This window comes from Mycobacterium sp. E2497 (assembly GCF_001668695.1).
Lineage (GTDB): Bacteria > Actinomycetota > Actinomycetes > Mycobacteriales > Mycobacteriaceae > Mycobacterium.
Genome location: NZ_LZKD01000244.1, coordinates 1 through 18,654 on the forward strand (window position 1 = coordinate 1; position 18,654 = coordinate 18,654).

16 protein-coding genes and 1 pseudogene are annotated in these 18,654 nt (G+C 67.4%); 16 read left to right on the top strand and 1 reads right to left on the bottom strand.

The features are described 5' to 3' along the window. Positions 1-137: 137 nt before the first annotated feature. The 13 genes and pseudogenes from A5713_RS23450 to A5713_RS23505 all read left to right on the top strand — a co-directional run bounded on the left by A5713_RS23450 (position 138) and on the right by A5713_RS23505 (position 15,228). Positions 138-1,040, top strand: a complete 903-nt coding sequence (locus A5713_RS23450) for an ESX secretion-associated protein EspG (protein WP_068051748.1) — start codon at positions 138-140, stop codon at positions 1,038-1,040. Between the two features lie 266 nt (positions 1,041-1,306). Then, positions 1,307-2,818, top strand: a complete 1,512-nt coding sequence (eccD, locus tag A5713_RS23455; protein ID WP_068098560.1) for a type VII secretion integral membrane protein EccD — start codon at positions 1,307-1,309, stop codon at positions 2,816-2,818. After that, positions 2,796-4,712 (top strand): S8 family serine peptidase, encoded by a 1,917-nt coding sequence (locus A5713_RS23460; RefSeq protein WP_068098561.1) that lies wholly within the window; start codon positions 2,796-2,798, stop codon positions 4,710-4,712. The genes eccD and A5713_RS23460 overlap by 23 nt, the downstream gene beginning before the upstream one ends. A 19-nt stretch (positions 4,713-4,731) precedes the next feature. Continuing rightward, positions 4,732-5,931, top strand: coding sequence for a type VII secretion protein EccE (gene eccE / locus A5713_RS23465; RefSeq protein WP_068098562.1), 1,200 nt, complete (start codon positions 4,732-4,734; stop codon positions 5,929-5,931). Next, entirely contained in the window at positions 5,928-7,760 is a 1,833-nt protein-coding gene (gene eccA, locus A5713_RS23470; RefSeq protein ID WP_068098563.1) for a type VII secretion AAA-ATPase EccA, read from the top strand. The genes eccE and eccA overlap by 4 nt, the downstream gene beginning before the upstream one ends. A 310-nt stretch (positions 7,761-8,070) precedes the next feature. Next, positions 8,071-8,343 (top strand): annotated as a pseudogene (locus tag A5713_RS28840) (type VII secretion protein EsxI). A gap of 637 nt (positions 8,344-8,980) precedes the next feature. After that, entirely contained in the window at positions 8,981-10,237 is a 1,257-nt protein-coding gene (locus tag A5713_RS23475) for a PPE family protein (RefSeq protein ID WP_068098564.1), read from the top strand. A 67-nt stretch (positions 10,238-10,304) separates the two neighbouring features. Further along, the gene (locus A5713_RS23480) at positions 10,305-11,717 is read left to right on the top strand and encodes a PPE family protein (RefSeq protein ID WP_068098565.1); all 1,413 of its coding nucleotides are present in this window, start codon (positions 10,305-10,307) and stop codon (positions 11,715-11,717) included. 79 nt (positions 11,718-11,796) lie between these two features. Then, entirely contained in the window at positions 11,797-12,120 is a 324-nt protein-coding gene (locus A5713_RS23485; RefSeq protein WP_068098566.1) for a DUF732 domain-containing protein, read from the top strand. Positions 12,121-12,220: 100 nt separating this feature from the next. Then, complete coding sequence (locus A5713_RS23490; RefSeq protein ID WP_067918767.1) at positions 12,221-12,541, top strand: DUF732 domain-containing protein; 321 nt, start codon at positions 12,221-12,223, stop codon at positions 12,539-12,541. 159 nt (positions 12,542-12,700) lie between these two features. After that, positions 12,701-13,417 carry an MgtC/SapB family protein gene (locus tag A5713_RS23495; RefSeq protein WP_067918765.1) on the top strand — a complete coding sequence of 239 codons (717 nt, stop codon included), beginning with the start codon at positions 12,701-12,703 and terminating at the stop codon, positions 13,415-13,417. Positions 13,418-13,517: 100 nt separating this feature from the next. Continuing rightward, on the top strand, positions 13,518-14,450 hold the full coding sequence (locus tag A5713_RS23500; protein ID WP_068098567.1) for a sterol desaturase family protein: 933 nt from the start codon (positions 13,518-13,520) through the stop codon (positions 14,448-14,450). A 94-nt stretch (positions 14,451-14,544) separates the two neighbouring features. Then, the gene (locus tag A5713_RS23505) at positions 14,545-15,228 is read left to right on the top strand and encodes a hypothetical protein (protein ID WP_068098568.1); all 684 of its coding nucleotides are present in this window, start codon (positions 14,545-14,547) and stop codon (positions 15,226-15,228) included. Positions 15,229-15,233: 5 nt separating this feature from the next. Here A5713_RS23505 and A5713_RS23510 read toward each other — a convergent pair whose 3' ends face one another. Continuing rightward, positions 15,234-15,689: a nitroreductase/quinone reductase family protein gene (locus A5713_RS23510; protein ID WP_068098569.1), complete on the bottom strand. Its 456-nt coding sequence runs from the start codon at positions 15,687-15,689 to the stop codon at positions 15,234-15,236. Positions 15,690-15,801: 112 nt separating this feature from the next. Between A5713_RS23510 and A5713_RS23515 the strand changes: the two genes are divergently transcribed. From A5713_RS23515 to A5713_RS23525, 3 genes are all read left to right on the top strand, one after another. Then, a complete protein-coding gene (locus tag A5713_RS23515) occupies positions 15,802-16,485 on the top strand; it encodes a TetR/AcrR family transcriptional regulator (protein ID WP_197516462.1) in 684 nt (227 codons plus the stop codon). Between the two features lie 123 nt (positions 16,486-16,608). Then, positions 16,609-17,109 carry a VOC family protein gene (locus A5713_RS23520; RefSeq protein WP_068098571.1) on the top strand — a complete coding sequence of 167 codons (501 nt, stop codon included), beginning with the start codon at positions 16,609-16,611 and terminating at the stop codon, positions 17,107-17,109. Between the two features lie 49 nt (positions 17,110-17,158). Then, a complete protein-coding gene (locus A5713_RS23525; RefSeq protein WP_068098572.1) occupies positions 17,159-18,622 on the top strand; it encodes an FAD-binding protein in 1,464 nt (487 codons plus the stop codon). Positions 18,623-18,654 lie beyond the last annotated feature (32 nt).

The window sequence follows — 18,654 nt, forward strand, 5'->3', positions numbered from 1 at the left end:
GCAGCAACATGGCCAGCACCGACAGCGCCGTTGGGTCCAGCTGGGCCTAACCCCAACTTCAGGCGCGGCAGCACACCACACGTCGGTGTGCTGCCGCGTCCTGCGGTTATCGTGCACTTTGAACCCTCGAGGTATTGATGGACCAACAGACCGCCCGCACTGACATCACCGTTAACGTCGACGGTTTCTGGATGCTCCAGGCCCTTCTGGACATTCGGCACGTCGCCCCGGAGCTGCGGTGCCGGCCATATGTTTCGACCGATTCGAGCGACTGGCTCAACGAGCATCCCGGCATGGCGGTGATGCGCGAGCAGGGCATCGTCGAGAACGATCAGGTGAACGAGCAGGTGGCCGCCCGGATGAGGGTGCTCGCCGCGCCGGACCTCGAGGTCATCGCCCTGCTGTCCCGGGGCAAGCTGCTCTACGGCGTGGTGGACGACGAGAACCAGCCGCCCGGGTCACGTGACATCCCCGACAATGAGTTCCGGGTGGTGCTGGCGCGTCGCGGCCAGCACTGGGTGTCCGCGGTACGGGTGGGCAGCGACATCACCGTCGACGACGTCGCCATCGCCGACAGCTCCTCGATCGCGTCACTGGTCCTGGACGCGCTGGAGTCGATACACCACGCAGAACCGGCGGCGATCAACGCGGTGAACGTGCCGCTGGAAGAGATGCTGGAAGCGACGAAGTCGTGGCAGGAGTCGGGCTTCAACGTGTTCTCCGGCGGTGACCTGCGGCGGATGGGCATCAGCGCCGCCACTGTGGCCGCGCTGGGCCAGGCGCTCTCCGACCCGGCGGCCGAGGTCGCGGTGTATGCGCGTCAATACCGGGACGACGCGAAGGGCCCCAGCGCCTCGGTGCTGTCGCTCAAAGACGGTTCCGGTGGCCGCATCGCGCTCTACCAGCAGGCGCGGACGGCCGGGTCGGGGGAGGCCTGGCTGGCCATCTGCCCGGCGACCCCGCAATTGGTACAGGTGGGCGTCAAGACCGTGCTCGACACACTTCCCTACGGCGAGTGGAAAACCCACAGCAGGGTCTGACATTCGACGAAACACAAAGTTCACCAATGTCTTTGCACTCAACATGCGGTTGAGATGCCAACACGGCATACTTCTCTAAGAGATTTCAGCAAATCTCAAACCGGCGTCACCAAAGCTATTAATCGCAAGGCGGGGTAGATGGAATTCGGAATAGTCGAGCTGCACTTTCCTGGGGGCCGCAGCGCCCCGGAAAGCGGGCCGGCGCAGACCCCCGCCCGGCTGGCGGCGCGGGGCAACACGTTCACGACGGTAAGGGGTTCAGGGCGATGACTGCGGTAGTTGAAGCGCTACAGCCTGACGTTGAGGGAGTTTCGCAGCCTCGGGCGGTCGTGGTCGGCGTTATGGCCGGCGCGGGCGTACAGATCGGCGTCCTGCTGGACGCCAACGCCCCGGTGTCGGTGATGACCGAGCCGCTGCTGAAGGTGGTCAACAGCCGGCTCAGGGAGCTCGGCGAGGCGCCGTTGGAGGCCATGGGTCGCGGCAGGTGGGCGCTCTGCCTGGTCGACGGCACGCCCCTGCGGGCCACCCAGTCCCTGACCGAACAGGACGTCTACGACGGTGACCGGCTGTGGATCCGGTTCATCCAGGACACCGAGCATCGCTCGCAGGTCATCGAGCACATCTCCACCGCGGTGGCGGCGGACCTGAGCAAACGGTTCGCCGCGATCGACCCGGTCGTTGCGGTCCAGGTCGGCGCGTCGATGGTGGCGGCCGGCGTCACCGCCGCCTCGGGCTTGCTGCTCTGGTACCGGTGGCACCACAACTCCTGGCTTCCGACGGCGTACTCCGCGGTGATCGCCGCGGTGGTGCTCGGCGTCGCGTTGATGCTGCTGATGCGGGCGCGCACCGACCAGGATCGCCGCGTCGGCGACATCCTGTTGCTGAGCGGCCTGGCGCCCCTCACGGTCGCCGCGGCGGCGGCTCCCCCCGGCGGGGTGGGTTCCCCGCACGCGGTGTTGGGCTTCGGCGTGCTGACCATCGCCGCGATGCTGGCCGTGCGTTTCACCGGGCGCCGGCTGGCGCTGTACACCGCGCTCATCACCATCAGCCTGGTCACGGCGATCGCGGCCCTGGCGCGAATGGTCGCCATGACCAGCGCGGTGACACTGCTGACGAGCGTCGTCCTCGTGTGCGTGCTGGTTTACCACACCGCGCCGGCGCTCTCGCGCCGGTTGGCCGGCATCCGGCTGCCGGTGTTCCCCTCCGCGACCAGCCGGTGGGTGTTCGAGGCCCGGCCGGACCTGCCCACCACTGTGGTTCGCTCCGACGGTGGCCCCCCGGTTCTCGAGGGACCCGCGTCCGTCCGTGACGTCCTGGTGCAGGCCGAACGCGCCCGCTCCTTCCTGTCGGGTCTGCTGATCGGTCTGGGCGTGCTGATGGTCGTCTCGCTGGCGGCGTTGTCGGACCCGCACACCGGTCAACGCTGGTTGCCGCTGCTGCTGGCCGGCTTCAGCGCCGGGTTCCTGATGCTGCGCGGACGCTCCTACGTCGACCGCTGGCAGGCGATCACCCTGGCCGTCACCGCCGTCCTCATCGTCGGTGCGGTCGTGGCGCGGTACGCGCTCGTGTTGCAGTCGCCCCTGGCCGTGTCGATCAGCGCGGCGATTCTGGTGCTGCTGCCGGCGGCGGGGCTTACCTCCGCGGCCGTGGTGCCCAACACCATCTACAGCCCGCTGTTCCGCAAGTTCGTGGAATGGATCGAATACCTCTGCCTGATGCCGATCTTCCCGCTGGCATTGTGGTTGATGAATGTCTATGCAGCAATCCGCTACCGGTAGTAGCAAGGTGTGGCGAGGGCGCGCATCCGCTGCCGCCCTCGCCGCAATCTTGCTCGCCTCAGGAGCATTGGCCGGCTTGCCGCCCGCTTATGCGATTTCGCCGCCGACGATCGATCCGGGGGCGGTGCCGCCCGACGGTCCGCCCGGGCCGCCGGCGCCGATGAAGCAGAACTCCTACTGCACCGAGGTCGGGGTGCTGCCCGGCACGGACTTCCGGCTGCAGCCCAAGTACATGGACATGCTGAACCTGCAGGAGGCATGGCAGTTCGGCCGCGGTGCCGGCGTGAAGGTGGCCGTCATCGACACCGGCGTGAGCCCGCACCCGCGGTTTCCGCATCTGATCCCCGGCGGTGACTACGTCATGGGCGGTGACGGGTTGTCGGACTGCGACGCGCACGGCACCATCGTGGCCTCGATGATCGGCGCCGCCCCGGCCAACGGCGCGGGGGTGCCGCCGGCTGCGCCGCGCCGGCCGGTCACCATCCCCACCACCGAACCGCCGCCGAAAGCGCCGCCGCCCCAGACGGTGACGTTGTCGCCGCTGCCGCAGACCGTGACGATGGTTCCCCCCACTCCTCAGGAGGAGCCGCCCGCTCCCGGACCGTTCGGGGCGCCTCCACCGCAGCCGCCCGCGCCGGCCGGTCCGCCGCCAGGACCGCCGCAGGGTGGGCAGGCACCGCAAGGCGGGCAGGCACCGCAAGGCGGGCAGGCACCGCAGGGTGGGCAGGCACCGCAGGGCGGCGCTCAACCGGCGCAACCCGGCGGGCAGGCTCCCGCGGGCAACCGCACGGACGGCACGGTGACGATCCCGAGCTACTCCCATGGCGGGCACGTGGTCCGCGTTGACAACCCACGCCCGCTCGACCCACCGCCACCGCCGCCACCTCCACCGCCTGCGCCGTCGGCCGGTCCCGACGCGTTCAGCGGTGTCGCCCCGGATGTGGACATCATCGCGATCCGCCAGTCCAGCCAGGCGTTCGGTCTCAAGGACGCCTACACCGGCGACGAGGACCCGCAGACCCGGGCGAAGATCGATGACGTGCAGACGATGGCACGGGCGATCGTGCACGCCGCCAACATGGGCGCGCAGGTGATCAACATCTCGGACGTGACCTGCATGAGCGCCCGCAACATCATCGACCAGCGCGCGCTGGGCGCCGCGGTGCGCTACGCGGCGGTCGACAAGAACGCCGTCATCGTGGCGGCGGCAGGCGACACCAGCAAGAAGGACTGCAAGCAGAACCCGCCGCATGATCCCTTGCAGCCCAACGATCCTCGCAACTGGAACGCCGTCACCACGGTCGTGACACCGTCCTGGTTCAGCGACTACGTGCTGACGGCCGGGGCGGTCGACGAAGACGGCCGCCCGTTGACCCAGGGCGGTCAGGGGCAGGGATCGACGAGCGTGGCAGGTCCATGGGTGGGTATCGCCGCACCCGGCACCGACGTTGTCGGCCTATCGCCCCGGGACGACGGCGTCATCAACGCGATCGACGGACCCGACAACACGCTGCTGGTTCCGTCCGGCACCAGTTTCTCGGCCGCGATCGTGTCCGGCGTCGCCGCGCTCGTTCGCGCCAAGTTCCCCCAGCTGTCGGCTTACCAGGTCATCAACCGGTTGACCCGCACCGCCCGCGCACCGGCACGCGGCGTGGACAACCAGATCGGCCACGGCATCGTCGACCCGGTGGCGGCGCTGACGTGGGACGTGCCCGAGGGGCCGTTGAAGCCGCCGCAGCAACTTTCGGCGCCTCTGAACATCCCCAAGCCCACCCCGGCCCGCGATATGGTGCCGGTGTGGGTGGCCGCCGGAGGCCTGCTCGGGGCGTTACTGATCGGCGGGGGCGTGTTTGGTACGGCGATGCTGATGAAGCGATCGCGGAAGCAGCAATGAGGGCGGAGCAGTAACAGTCATGAAAGCTCAGCGCAGGTTCGGGTTGTCTTTGTCGTGGCCACGGGTCACGGCGGTGTTCCTGGTGGACATCGCCATCCTGGTGGTGGCGAGCCATTGCCCAGAGTCCTGGCAGGGCACCTACCGCATCGCGTTCTGGGTGGGTGTCGGCCTCGCTGCGTTGATCGCGCTGTTGTCGTTGGTGACCTATCACGGCATCACGGTGACATCGGGATTGGCGACCTGGCTGTGGGATTGGTCCGCCGATCCGGGCACCGCGTTGGGTGCGGGCTGCACTCCGCCGCACGACTTCCAGCGCCGGTTCGGGCGCGACAAGGTCGGCGTGCGCGAGTACGAGGGCCAGCTGGTGACGGTGATCGCGCTCAACGGGGGTGACGGCGACCCGTCGTCGCGACACCGGCACCGGACGTCGCCGCCCACCCTGTTAGTGCAGGCCGTCGCTGATGGCTTGCGCCAGTTCGATATTCACCTCGACGACATCGACATCGTGTCGGTGAAGGTGCGCCGCGGTGGTAACGCCGCGGAGTTGTCGAAGCTCGACGACTGGGGCCCCGAGGAGTGGGAGGTGGCCAACGGCGAGCCCAGCTCGTATGTCCGCCGGACCTGGCTGGTGCTGCGGATGAACCCACAGCGCAACATCGCCGCGGTGGCGGTCCGTGATTCGCTGGCTTCGACGTTCGTGGCGGCCACCGAGCGGCTTGCGCAGGATCTCGACGGGCTCACCTGCGCCGCAAGGCCGTTGACCGCCGAGGAGATCACCGAGGTGGACCGTGCGGTGCTGGCCGACCTGGAGCCGACCTGGAGCCGGCCCGGCTGGCGCCACCTCAAGCACTTCAACGGCTTCACCACCAGCTTCTGGGTGACGCCCGCCGACCTGTCCACCGACACGCTCGACGAGCTGTGGCAGGCGGACACCGTGGCCACCGTGCTGACCGTCCGGCTCACCGCTCGAGCGGGCCGGCCGCAGATTTCGGCGTGGGTCCGCTACCACAGCGAGAAGCGGCTGCCCCGAGACGTGTCCGCCGGCCTCAACCGCCTCACCGGACGTCAGCTGGCGGCCGTCCGCGCCAGCCTGCCCGCACCGGCCACCCGCGACCTGCTTGTCGTGCCGAGCCGCGGCCTGCGTGACGACGACGATGACCTAGTGCTGTCGGTCGACCAGCTGCGAGGGAGCCCGGCGGGCGTGCCTGTAGCCCAATGACGCGGCCGCAATCGACGGCTGAAGGCGCCCGCAACGCGATGGTCGCCGGCCTGTTGGCATCCGGGATATCGGTCAACGGGCTACAACCGAGTCACAACCCCCAGGTGGCATCGCAGATGTTCACCACGGCAAGCAATTTGGACCCCGGGATGTGCGACGCCTGGCTGGCGCGGCTACTGGCGGGGGAGCGCAGCATCGAGGTGCTCGGCGGCGCGTGGGCGTCGATCCGGACGTTCGGGTGGGAGACCCGCCGGCTCGGGGTCACCGATCTGCACTTCCGTCCGCAGGTTTCGGACGGCTTGTTCCTGCAGCTGGCCGTCACCAGCGTCGAGTCGCTTGCGTGCGCCTACGCGGCCGTTCTCGCCGAGGCCAAGCGCTACGAGGAGGCCGCGGAGCTGCTCGACGGGATCGAGCCCCGCCAGCCGTTCGAGCAGGAGCTGGTCGACTACGTGCGAGGTGTGCTGTATTTCCGGACCGGCCGCTGGCCGGACGTGCTCAATCAGTTCCCGGAGGGCAAGGTCTGGCGTCAGCCCGAGCTGAAGGCCGCCGGCGCGGCGATGGCCACCACGGCGCTAGCGTCGCTCGGTGTCTTCGAGGAGGCGCTGCGGCGTGGCCAGGACGCCGTCGAGGGTGACCGGGTACCGGGCGCGGCCAACATTGCCCTGTACACCCAGGGCATGTGCTTGCGACACCTGGGACGCGAGGAAGAGGCCGTCGAGCTGCTGCGCCGGGTCTATTCGCGGGATCCGAAGTTCAGCCCGGCCCGAGAAGCGCTGGACAACCCGAACTATCGACTGGTCCTGACCGACCCGGAAACCATCGAGGCGCGCACCGATCCGTGGGATGCGGACAGCGCGCCGACCCGGGCGGAGGTGGAGGCCGCGCGCCACGCCGAGGAGGCCGCGCGCTATCTCGCCGAGGGTGACGCGGAGCTCAACGCGATGCTGGGCATGGAGCGCGCCAAGCGGGAGATCAAACTCATCAAGGCGACGACGAAGGTGAACCTGGCGCGCGCCAAGATGGGCCTCCCCGTGCCGGTGACGTCGCGGCACACCCTGCTGCTGGGGCCGCCCGGGACCGGTAAGACGTCGGTGGCGCGAGCATTCGCCAAGCAGCTGTGCGGCTTGACGGTGCTACGCAAGCCGGTGGTGGTCGAGACCAGCCGGACCAAGCTGTTGGGCCGATACATGGCCGACGCGGAGAAGAACACCGAGGAGATGCTCGAGGAAGCCTTGGGCGGGGCGGTGTTCTTCGACGAGATGCACACCTTGCACGAGAAGGGCTACCAGCAGGGTGACCCGTACGGTAACGCGATCATCAACACGTTGCTGTTGTACATGGAGAACCACCGCGACGAACTCGTGGTCTTCGGTGCGGGCTACGCCAAGGCCATGGAAAAGATGCTCGACGTGAACCAGGGTCTGCGGCGGCGGTTTTCGACGGTGATCGAGTTCTTCAGCTATACCCCGGAGGAGCTGGTCGCGCTGACCCGGTTGATGGGCCAGGAGAACGAGGACGTCATCACCGAGGAAGCGGCCCAATCCCTGTTGCCGTCGTACACCAGGTTTTATCTCGACGAGAGCTACTCCGAAGACGGCGACTTGATCCGCGGAATCGATACGCTCGGCAATGCCGGTTTCGTACGCAACGTGGTGGAGAAGGCACGCGATCACCGCAGCTTCCGCCTGGACGACGAGGACCTGGACGCGGTGCTGTCCAGTGACGTCACCGAATTCAGCGAGCGGCAGCTGCTGCGGTTCAGGGAGCTGACTCAGGAGGACCTTGCCGAGGGCCTCAGCGCGGCAGTCGCGGAGAACAAGACCACGTAAGCCCGCTCCGGTTCCCGCAGGGTGGTCGATGCACCCGGCTCCGATATCACCACGGCCGACGGACCTGCGAGCCGGTATCGACAACTCTGTGGCTTGGGCCGCGGCCCACGGTCGCGACGGTCTTTACAGAACGTTTGAGGAAAGTCGGACGGTTGGCAACATTCTGACCACCGCCAGAGGCCCCCGGTGACAGTCGAGAAACCGCGCATGATCAGGGAAAACCGGCTCCCAGGAAATTGTCAGCAGCTAATCAGCGGCGGCGAGGAGTAGCCCGCTTACCCTTCGTGTTGATGAACAGTAGGGGAATGGCGTGACAACCAACCATCAATCCGGCGGCGTAGACGCCCATGCCGCCACCATTGGCGCCCGAGCGGCCTCGCCGGAAGCCGACGTCAGGCCGTCTTTCGCGATGTGCTTGCCGCCGGCGACTCCCGGGGCGGCGCCGGTTCGGTGGCCGGCCACCAGTCGGGCGACAAGACCCCCAGGCGGTCTACAAGCAGGTCAACGCCCACGGGCAGAAGGCACAGACCGCCGGAGCAACGTGTCCGGCGCCGACAGCGCGGTCGGTTCCAATTGGGCGTAATCGAATGTGAGATCGAGGACGTAATTATTTCGGATTGACATGTGCGCCATGAGCTTGCGGGTCTGAACCGATCGAGGTTTTGCGGCATTACCGCGTGCGGTTTTTTGTGCTGTTTTTCGGATGGAAATAGGAGGCTATTACGGGCCGTTTCGACTCCGCGTAAACCTCGGTCAGAATTGATGTAGCGAATCGTCGCGATGGCGCCGATCCGTGGAATTCGTCATTCAAATTGCGGTTGTGAATCATTTCGCAATCCGTTGCTAAGTTGTGCTTTAAATCGTTTTTACGTCGCTCTTCCCGAATCGAAAAGAGTAGCTACAGACGCAGAGTTCTCACACCGAGGTACGCCGCGCTGACATTCATTATTTACATGTCGTTACCTTCCGGGAACGCCGACCGAATACAGTGCGGTGACAATTTCACTTACATTCGTGAAGCGGTGCGACGCTGGGCTGCGCACCAATCTTGGTGGGGCCTCAGATAAAGGAGAAAATGGTCAGTTGTCCGACACGTGTGAAATGAGCTCATGGTCTCGGTGGTGGATTTGATGCGTTTCATTAGAACCGAGGTTCGAATGCGGCCAGGGCAGCTAAGCCACGCCTACCATGGCGGCCACTTAGGGGACCGGAGGTAGTAGATGCTGGATTTCGGGGCGCTTCCGCCGGAGATCAACTCGGGGCGGATGTATGTCGGTGCGGGGTCGGGTCCGCTGCTCGCCGCCGCGGCGGCCTGGGACGAGTTGGCCGCGGAGTTGCAGGCCACCGGCGCGTCGTACAACTCGGCGGTCGAAGCGCTGGCGACGGGACCGTGGACGGGGCCGTCGTCGATAGCGATGGCCGCCGCCGCGGCGCCGTATGTGGCGTGGATTCACGCGACCGGGGCTCAGGCCGAAGCGACCGGCGCCCAGGCCAAGCTGGCCGCGGGCGCCTACGAGGCGGCTTTTGCGGCCACCGTGCCGCCGCCGGTGATCGCCGCCAACCGCGCGCTGCTGGCGACCTTGATTGCCACGAACATCCTCGGCCAGAACACTCCGGCGATCGCCGCCACCGAGGCCCAATACATGGAGATGTGGGCGCAGGACGCCGCCGCGATGTACGGCTACGCGGCCTCGTCGGCGACCGCGTCGCAGCTGACCCCGTTCGCCGAGCCACCCCAGACCACCAACCAGTCGGCCGCGCCGATGCAGGCGGCCGCGGTCACCCAGTCCAGTGCGCAGTCCAGCTCGAACACCGCCGCGCAGCTGTCCCAGCTGACCAGCTCGACGTCGACTGCGGTTCAGAACGCAACGACCGCCACCACGACGTCCACCTCGTCGTCAGGGCTGACGGTGCCAAGTGCCATCACGAACTGGAACGAGTTCTGGTCGGTTTTCACCGGGGTCTACTCGCCGCAGTCCTGGAGCACCATCCCCGGTGGACCGTTCCTGTCGTTCGGACAGGCCTACGCCTGGGGCCAGAATGGTCAGAGTGCCGCGGCCTACCTGTCGGGGCCGAAGGCGATATCCGGCGCGCTCGCCCCGCTGACCAACGGTGCCAGCGCCGTGCGGCCCATGCTCAGCTCCGCCGTGGGGCCGGTGTCGGGATCCATAGGTAAGGCGGCCCTGGTCGGCGGCATGTCGGTGCCCCAGGGCTGGACCGAAGCCGCCCCGACGATCCGGACGCTCGCCCAGGTGCTGCCCACCAACATGGCGGCCGTCCCGGCCGCCACGCTGTCCGGCGAAGAGGGCATGTTCAGCCAGATGGGTCTGTCCAGCCTGTTGGGCCGCGCCGTCGCCAGCAGCGCGACCCACTCGGTGGGCGGCGGTGCCGCAGCCGGCGGCGCACTGGGCGGCGCGGTCGCCGAGGCAGACCCCGCCGCGGCCACCATCATCGTGATCCCTTACATCGAGGAGTGACGGCCATGACCACGACGCACATCAGTCCAGCACCGTCCGCCCAAGCGCCCGAGTAGGGGAGACAACGATGTTTTACGGAGCCTTTCCGCCGGAGTTCAACTCGGGCCGGATGTACAGCGGGCCGGGAGCGGAGTCGCTGGTCGCCGCGGCGACTGCCTGGGAAAACCTGGCCACCGAATTGCAGTCCACCGCAACGTCCTACTCGTGGGTCATCTCGACACTGGCCGCCGGGCCGTGGGTAGGCCCGGCGTCGATCGCGATGACATCCGCCGCCGCGCCCTACGCGGCTTGGTTGCAGCAAACCGCGGCCCAAGCCGCGCAGACCGCGACCCAGGCCAACCAGGCGGCGACCGCCTACGAGACCGCGTTCGCCGCGCACGTGCCGCCGTCTGTGATCGCGGAGAATCGCGCTCTGCTGGCGCAGCTGGTGGCGACGAACGTCGTCGGCCAAAACACTGCCGCCATCGCGGCAAACGAGGCCGAATACAGCGAGATGTGGGCCCAAGACGCTACGGCTATGGACACCTACTTCGCGTCCTCAGCGACGACCACCAACAACTTGGCGCAGTTCACCGAGCCCCCTCAGACCACCAACGCCGCAAGCGCGACGACGCAAGCGGCCGCGGTGAGCCAGGCCACCAGCAGCTCGGCCGGCAAAGTCGCGTCCACGGTGAGCACCGCGGCCAGCACGAGCAGCACGGCCAGCACTTACACCGGTCCGCTGGCCTGGTTGGCACAGCTCGCGTCCGACTACAACTCGTTCTGGACGAACCTGTTGAACACCGTCCCGGGCGGGGCGAGCTTCTATACGGCCATGTACAACGCCGTCAAGGTGCCGTTGGGGCTGACCACGCAGTTCAACGACATCGGGCTGCTGATCAACTTCCCCCTGTCGCAGTGGCTGAAATTCGCCCCGCCCATCGCCTACGGTGCCCTGCCGAAGGACGCACTCGGGGCCGGGCTCGGGGCGTTGGGCTTCGGCCGCGGCACGCTGTACAGCGCGATCAGCCCGATAGCGAGCATGGGCAACGCCGGCACCCTGGTGGGCAAGCTGTCGGTTCCGCCCAGCTGGGCCACCTCCACGCCGGCCATCCGCACGGTGGCCGCCGCGCTGTCGGCCGCCGGGCCGGAGGCGGTGCCCGCGGCCGCACTGGGCGAGGGCGGCCTGTTCAGTTCCATGGGGATGGCGGGGATGCTGGGAAGCGCGCTCGGCGCCGGGGGACCCACCGTGGTCGGTGCCGGTGTGCGCAACCGGATGAAGCCGATCAAGGACCTCAAGGACCCACAGTCGCCCGAACAGCTCAAGCGTCTGGTCGCGCAGATCTCAGAGAAACCGGAAACGGTGCAGCACCACAACGTCGACCAGGAAGGTCTCGACACCCTGCTCGAGCAGCTGGCGAAGAAACCCGGCATCCACGCGGTGCATCTGAAGAAGGGCGACAAGGCCAAAGTCGTGCCCGACGCCGCGCAATTGGGTTAGGCGGCAACGTTGTTCATCGGTCGACTGGGCGAGTCCCGCCGTCAACGCGTCTTCCCGTCGGCATGAGAGAAGGTAGGAAATGAAACGGCTTCTAGCGCTTCTGGGCGTCCCCCTCGTGATCGGCCTGGCCGCACCGGCATACGCGGGCCCTCCGCCGGAACCCGACGGTGATGACGGCGCGTTCCTCGCCGCCCTGCATCAGGCCGGCTTCACCTTCGCCAGCCCGGATGCGGCCGTCGGCGCCGGCCGGGCGGTGTGTTCGTGCCTCAACAACGGTGAATCGGGCCTGGAGTTGGTGCACGACGTGAAGACGCACAATCCCGGGATGGACATGGAGATGGCATCCAACTTCGCGATGATCTCGGCGAAGTACTACTGCCCACACCAACTCAGCAAGGCCTGACGTGCGGCGGTGATCGTCGAATTAGCTTGAGAGGTAACGGGCTTCAGCGATCTCAATGCCGCGCTGCGCACAACACTTCGACATGGGACAATGCCCAGCTATGAGGCTGCTGGTGGCGCTGATCGTTGGTTGCGCCGTGATCATGCTCGCCGCGCCCGCGTACGGCGACCCCGATACCGGTGGCGTCGACGAGTCGAGCTTTCTCGCGTCGCTGAGCAGCGCGGGTATCACCTACAAGACGTCCGACGCGGCCGTCCAGTTCGCCAAAGCGGTGTGCGAGTCGATGGGCAACGGCGAGTACGGCCCCCAGATGGTCAACGAACTCAAAGCCCAAAACCCCGGACTCACCACCGATCACGCAACGTCGTTTCTGGCGATCGCCGCGAAGTACTACTGCCCCCAGCAACTCAACAAGAGCTAGCTGGGCGCGACCACAACAGTCGGCCGGTTGCTCGCAGGTTTCGCGCGCGTGGACGCCGTGCGTCTGATTGGGTTGTGGTCCACCCGCCGTTCACCTGGGCCTGGTTAGCTGCGGCTACAGCGGCCGTGCGAGGCCGGGAACGAGGGGGAGGGAGTGCCGGTGGAGACGCTGAGCGTCGCCGATTTCGCGCTCCGGCTTGCCGTCGGGGTGGGCTGCGGCGCCCTCATCGGTCTGGAGCGGCAATGGCGGGCGCGGCGAGCCGGCCTGCGCACGAACGCGCTGGTCGCCGGCGGCGCGACGTTGTTCGTTCTGTACGCCGCCGCCACCACGGACACCAGCCCCACCAGGGTCGCCTCCTACGTGGTGTCCGGTATCGGATTCCTCGGCGGTGGGGTAATCCTGCGTGAAGGGGTCAACGTCCGGGGCCTCAACACCGCCGCCACCCTGTGGTGTTCGGCCGCGATCGGCGTCCTGGCGGCGTCCGGCCACCTGGTCTTCGCGTTGATCGGCACCGGGACGGTGATCGGCATCCACGTGCTCGGACGCCCGCTGGGCCGACTGATCGACCGCGACAACACCGGCGACGAGGACGAAAGCCTGCGGCCCTACCTGGTGCAGGTGATCTCTCGCCCGAAACACGAGAAGTACGCACGCGCCCAGATCGTGCAGCACGCGAGCAGCAACGACATCACGCTGCGCGGAATCCACACCGGTCAGGCAGGCGAAGACGAGATCACGTTGACTGCGCACCTACTCATGGACGGGGACGCCCCATCCCGGCTGGAGCGGCTGGTGGCGGAGCTGTCCCTGCAGCCCGGAGTACGGGCGGTGCAGTGGTACGCAGGCGACGAAGCACGATCGGACGGGCGCGGCTAGCGCCGTTTGCTGCAGTTTTGGTCGATGTCGGTCTCAGCATGGGCCGCATACCGGACCAAGGGAACCCGGCCGTCCCGCCGCTCGTCGTAGTCTTATCCCTGTGAGTACGGTCTCAGGCTTTGTGTCGGCGCTGCCCCCGCAGATGCGGGATCCGGTGCTGCTCGCCATTCCTTTCTTCTTGTTGCTGTTGACGCTGGAATGGACGGCGGCGCGGAAGCTGAAAAGCATCGCCGAGGACGGGCGGCCCGTCGCGGGCGCGTACCTCACCCGCGACTCACTGGCCAGCATCTCGATGGGACTGGTTTCGGTGGGCACCACCGCGGCGTGGAAGACCCTGGCCCTGTTCGGCTACGCGGCGATCTACGCCTATCTGGCGCCCTGGCAACTCTCGGCGGGCCGGTGGTACACGTGGGTCATCGCACTCCTCGGTGTCGACCTGCTGTACTACGCCTACCACCGGATCGCGCACCGGGTGCGGTTGATCTGGGCGACGCACCAGGCTCATCACTCGAGCGAATACTTCAACTTCGCCACCGCGCTGCGCCAGAAGTGGAACAACAGCGGCGAGATCCTGATGTGGGTTCCCTTGCCGCTGTTGGGAATTCCGCCCTGGATGGTGTTCTTCAGTTTCTCCATCAGCCTGATCTACCAGTTCTGGGTGCACACCGAACGGATCGACAAGCTGCCACGGCCCTTCGAATTCCTGTTCAACACCCCGTCCCACCATCGGGTGCACCACGGGATGGACCAGATCTATCTCGACAAGAACTACGGCGGCATCCTCATCATCTGGGACCGGCTCTTCGGCAGCTTCCAGGCCGAGCTGTTCCGCCCGCATTACGGGCTGACCAAGCAGGTCGACACGTTCAACATCTGGAAGCTGCAGACCCGCGAGTACGTCGCGATCGCCCGGGACTGGCGATCGGCGACCCGCCTGCGCGATCGGTTGGGCTACGTGTTCGGCCCACCGGGCTGGGTCCCGCGCACCGCGGGCCACCCGGAGGCGGCCCTTCCCCTCGCGGCGACGCCGTAACGCGGGCGGCCGACGGCGCGAAGACTTCTGCGTAACCGAAAGTCACGCCGTAATCTCAAATCGGTCGAGATTTGGCCCCGACGGATCGGAGTTCATGGTGCGTCGCCTGGCAATGCGCGCATTCACCGCGTCGGTCACCGTCGCCGCGCTCGCGCAATCCGTGCCGCCTGCGCCGGCTCAAGCTGACCCCGTCGCGGTCTATCCGGGCATGGAGATCCATCAGGGCAACCGCGTCTGCACGCTGGGCTACGTCGACCCCGGCCTGAAGATCGCGTTCACCGCGGGGCACTGCCGGGGTGGCGAGGGGGTCGTCACCGACCGGGGCGGCGCGGTCATCGGCCGCCTGGCGGCCTTCCGGGACAACACGCCCAGCGGTACGACGGTGGCCACCGACCAGTTGATCACCGACTACGAGGCGATCGTGCTGGACAACGGCGTGATGGCGAACAACGTCCTGCCGGGCGGGCGTCCACTGATCTCGAATCCGGCGGCCGCGCTCGCGCCGGGACAGGCGATCTGCCATTTCGGCGTGAGCACCGGCGAGACCTGCGGGACCGTGGAAAGCGTGAACAACGGCTGGTTCACCATGTCGCACGGCGTACAGAGCCACAACGGCGACTCCGGTGGCCCGGTGTACCTGCCCTCGAGCGCCGGTCCCGGGCTGTTGGTGGGGATCTTCAACAGTGTCTGGGGTGACTTCCCGGCGGCGGTGTCGTGGCGGGCCACCTCCGAAGAGGTCCGCGAGGATCTCGGGGTGGCGCGCGGGGGCGCCCGCTAGGCCATTCAGCGAGTCGCGTCGGCCTCCGCGAGGGCGAACACCGGGATCGTCGGCGCGGCGGCCCGGAACTGCTCCTCGGTGCTGTCCGGCGTCAGCCCCGCGACGTAGTCCTTGACTTGCCAATACCAGCGGTCCAGATAGCGCCGCAGCAGCTCCGGCTTTGCCGAGTCGGCAACCTCGCTGGCCCGGGCGCGGCGCCTCCGCCAGCGGGGGCCCGTCTCGACCACGCCCGCGGCTCTGACGTTGCGTGCCCACTGGGTGTCGCCCCGGGGTGAGACCAGATAATCCACGCCGTCGACGGTGAGCAGGTTGATGACCACCGAGCGCGGCTTGCCGCTCTTTCGCCCGCGGACCCGCAGCGCGCGCGTCCCGGCGATGCTGACGCCCAGCTCGGCAAGCCAGCGGATCACCGCGTTGGCGGCCCGCGCGAGACCGTTCGGCTCTTCGTATCGCGTCGACATGTCGTGTCCTCTCTGCGAATAAAAAGAGAGCAGTGCTCTCCAGAACGCGCACGATGCCACAATCCTGCGCAGAAAGCAAGAGCAGTGATCTCGGTTGTGCCAGACTGGCCGTGTGGGCAAACGCCAGGAAACGCGGGAGCAAATCGAGGTCCGCATCATCCAGCTGGGCCGCCAGCAGTTGGTCGACCGCGGCGCGGCCGGGTTGTCCGTGCGCGCGATCGCCCGGGACCTCGGCATGGTGTCGTCGGCCGTGTACCGGTACGTGTCCAGCCGGGACGAACTGCTGACCCTGCTGCTGGTCGACGCCTATACGGACCTTGCCGACTCCGTCGACCGTGCCCGCGAGGCTGTCGGGGACCTCTGGAGTGACGATGTCGTGGCTATTTCCCGGGCGGCGCGGCGATGGGCCGTCGCGCACCCGGCCCGCTGGGCTCTGCTGTACGGCAGCCCCGTGCCCGGGTATCACGCTCCGCCCGAGCGCACCGTCGCCGTGGGGACCAGAGTGGTGGCCGCTTTCTTCGACGCCGTGGCGTCGGGGATTGCCACCGGCGACATCCGGCTCACCGATGCCGTTGCGCCCCAACCCATGTCGTCGGACTTCGACCGGATCCGCCAGGAATTCGGGTTTCCCGGCGATGACGAGGTCGTCGCTAAGTGCTTCCTGCTCTGGGCGGGCGTGTTGGGTGCGATCAGCCTCGAGGTGTTCGGCCAATACGGCGCCGACACCGTGACCGACCCGGAGGCGGTTTTCGACGCCCAGCTTCGGCTGCTGGTCGACATGCTGGCCCGACATTGACGGTTGCGCGGGGCGCGAAATAGAACATGTTCACCCGGCTCCGGTGTGACCGCGGCGGCTCGTCACGGCAAAGTTGCCGCGGGCCTTCCTGGGGGCCGAGCCACTGGACTATCCTGCGAGACGATGACCCTTCCCGTTCAATCGCCGACGCAGATCGCGTGGGTCACCACCGACCTTGCCGCCACGGAAACCGCGCTCACCGGCATGTTAGGCGTGCGCAAGTGGGTCCGGATCCCCGACGTGCACTTTGCTCCGGACTCCTGCAGCTACCAAGGCAAGCCGGCCGATTTCGTCGCCAGCATCTCACTGAGCTACCTCGGCGACATGCAGCTGGAGCTGATCCAACCGGTCCGTGGCGAGAACATCTATAGTGACTTTCTGCGCGAATCCGGGCCCGGCCTGCACCACATCTGCATGGAGGTGGAAAGCCCCGAGCAGTTCGAGGCCGCGTTGGCAGAGTCGGCGCGATTCGGGGCGAAAGTGGTGCAGCAAGGTGTGATGCCCGGCGGGATCCAGTTCGGTTACGTATCGGCGCCGCAGGCGGCGGTGCCGTTCGTGGAGATCGCCTACATTGCGTCCGAGATGAGGGCGTTCTACGACTACATCAAACAGGAGCAGCGGTGAGCCGCGCCGGCGACGATGCAGAACGCAGTGATGAAGAGGAGTGGCGCAAATGAGCACCGAGATACCGACAACGGTCAGCGCGGACGACGTCACGTCGTGGTCCGATGACGTCGACGTGGTCGTGGTCGGCTTCGGCATCGCGGGCGGATGCGCCGCCGTCAGTGCTGCGGCGGCCGGGGCGCGGGTGCTGGTGCTGGAGCGCGCCGCGGCGGCGGGCGGCACCACGTCGCTTGCCGGGGGCCACTTCTACCTCGGTGGCGGAACGGCGGTTCAGGAGGCGACCGGTCACCCCGACTCGCCCGAGGAGATGTACAAGTACCTGGTCGCCGTGTCCCGCCAACCCGACCACGACAAGATCCGCGCCTACTGCGAGGGCAGCGTCGAGCATTTCAACTGGCTGGAAGAGTTGGGTTTTCAATTCGAGCGCAGTTACTTCCCGGGCAAGGCGGTCATTCAGCCCAACACCGAGGGCCTGATGTTCACCGGCAACGAGAAGGTGTGGCCGTTCCTGGAGAAGGCGGTGCCGGCGCCGCGCGGCCACAAGGTGCCGGTGCCCGGCGACACCGGCGGCGCCAGCATGGTGATCGACCTGCTGCTCAAGCGCGCCGCGAGCCTGGGCGTGCAGATCCGGTACGAGACGGGCGCCACCGAGCTCATCGTCGACGGTTCCGGCGCGGTGAGCGGTGTCATGTGGAAGCAGTTCTCCGAAACCGGTGCGGTCAAGGCAAAGTCGGTGATCATCGCTGCGGGCGGGTTCGTGATGAACCCCGAGATGGTGGCCGAGTACACCCCGAAGCTGGCCGAGAAACCGTTCGTGCTGGGCAATACCTACGACGACGGCCTGGGCATCCGCATGGGCGTCTCGGCGGGCGGCGCCACCGAACACATGGACCAGATCTTCATCACGGCCCCGCCTTACCCGCCGTCGATCCTGTTGACGGGAATCATCGTCAACAAGCTCGGACGGCGCTTCGTCGCCGAGGACTCGTACCACTCGAGGACTTCCGGGTTCATCATGGACCAGCCGGACAGCGCGGCGTTCCTCATCGTCGACGAGGCGCACCTGGAGCACCCCAAGATGCCGCTGGTCCCGCTGATCGACGGATGGGAGACCGTCGCGGAAATGGAAGCCGCGCTTGGCATTCCGGAGGGCAACCTGGTAGCGACGCTGGACCGTTACAACGCCAACGCCGCCCGCGGCGAGGACCCCGACTTCCACAAACAGCCCGAATTCCTTGCCGCGCAAGACCAGGGGCCCTGGGGCGCGTTCGACATGTCACTGGGGAAGGCGATGTACGCCGGTTTCACCATTGGTGGGCTCGCCACGTCCGTGGATGGCGAGGTGTTGCGTCAGGACGGTGCTGTGGTGCCGGGCTTGTATGCGGCCGGGGCCTGCGCGTCGAACATCGCCCAGGACGGCAAGGGCTACGCCAGCGGGACGCAGCTGGGGGAGGGATCGTTCTTCGGCCGCCGCGCCGGAGCGCACGCGGCCGGCAGGGCCGGGGGCGCGTAGGCGCGTGACGACCCGGCGCCGGAGCGCACGCG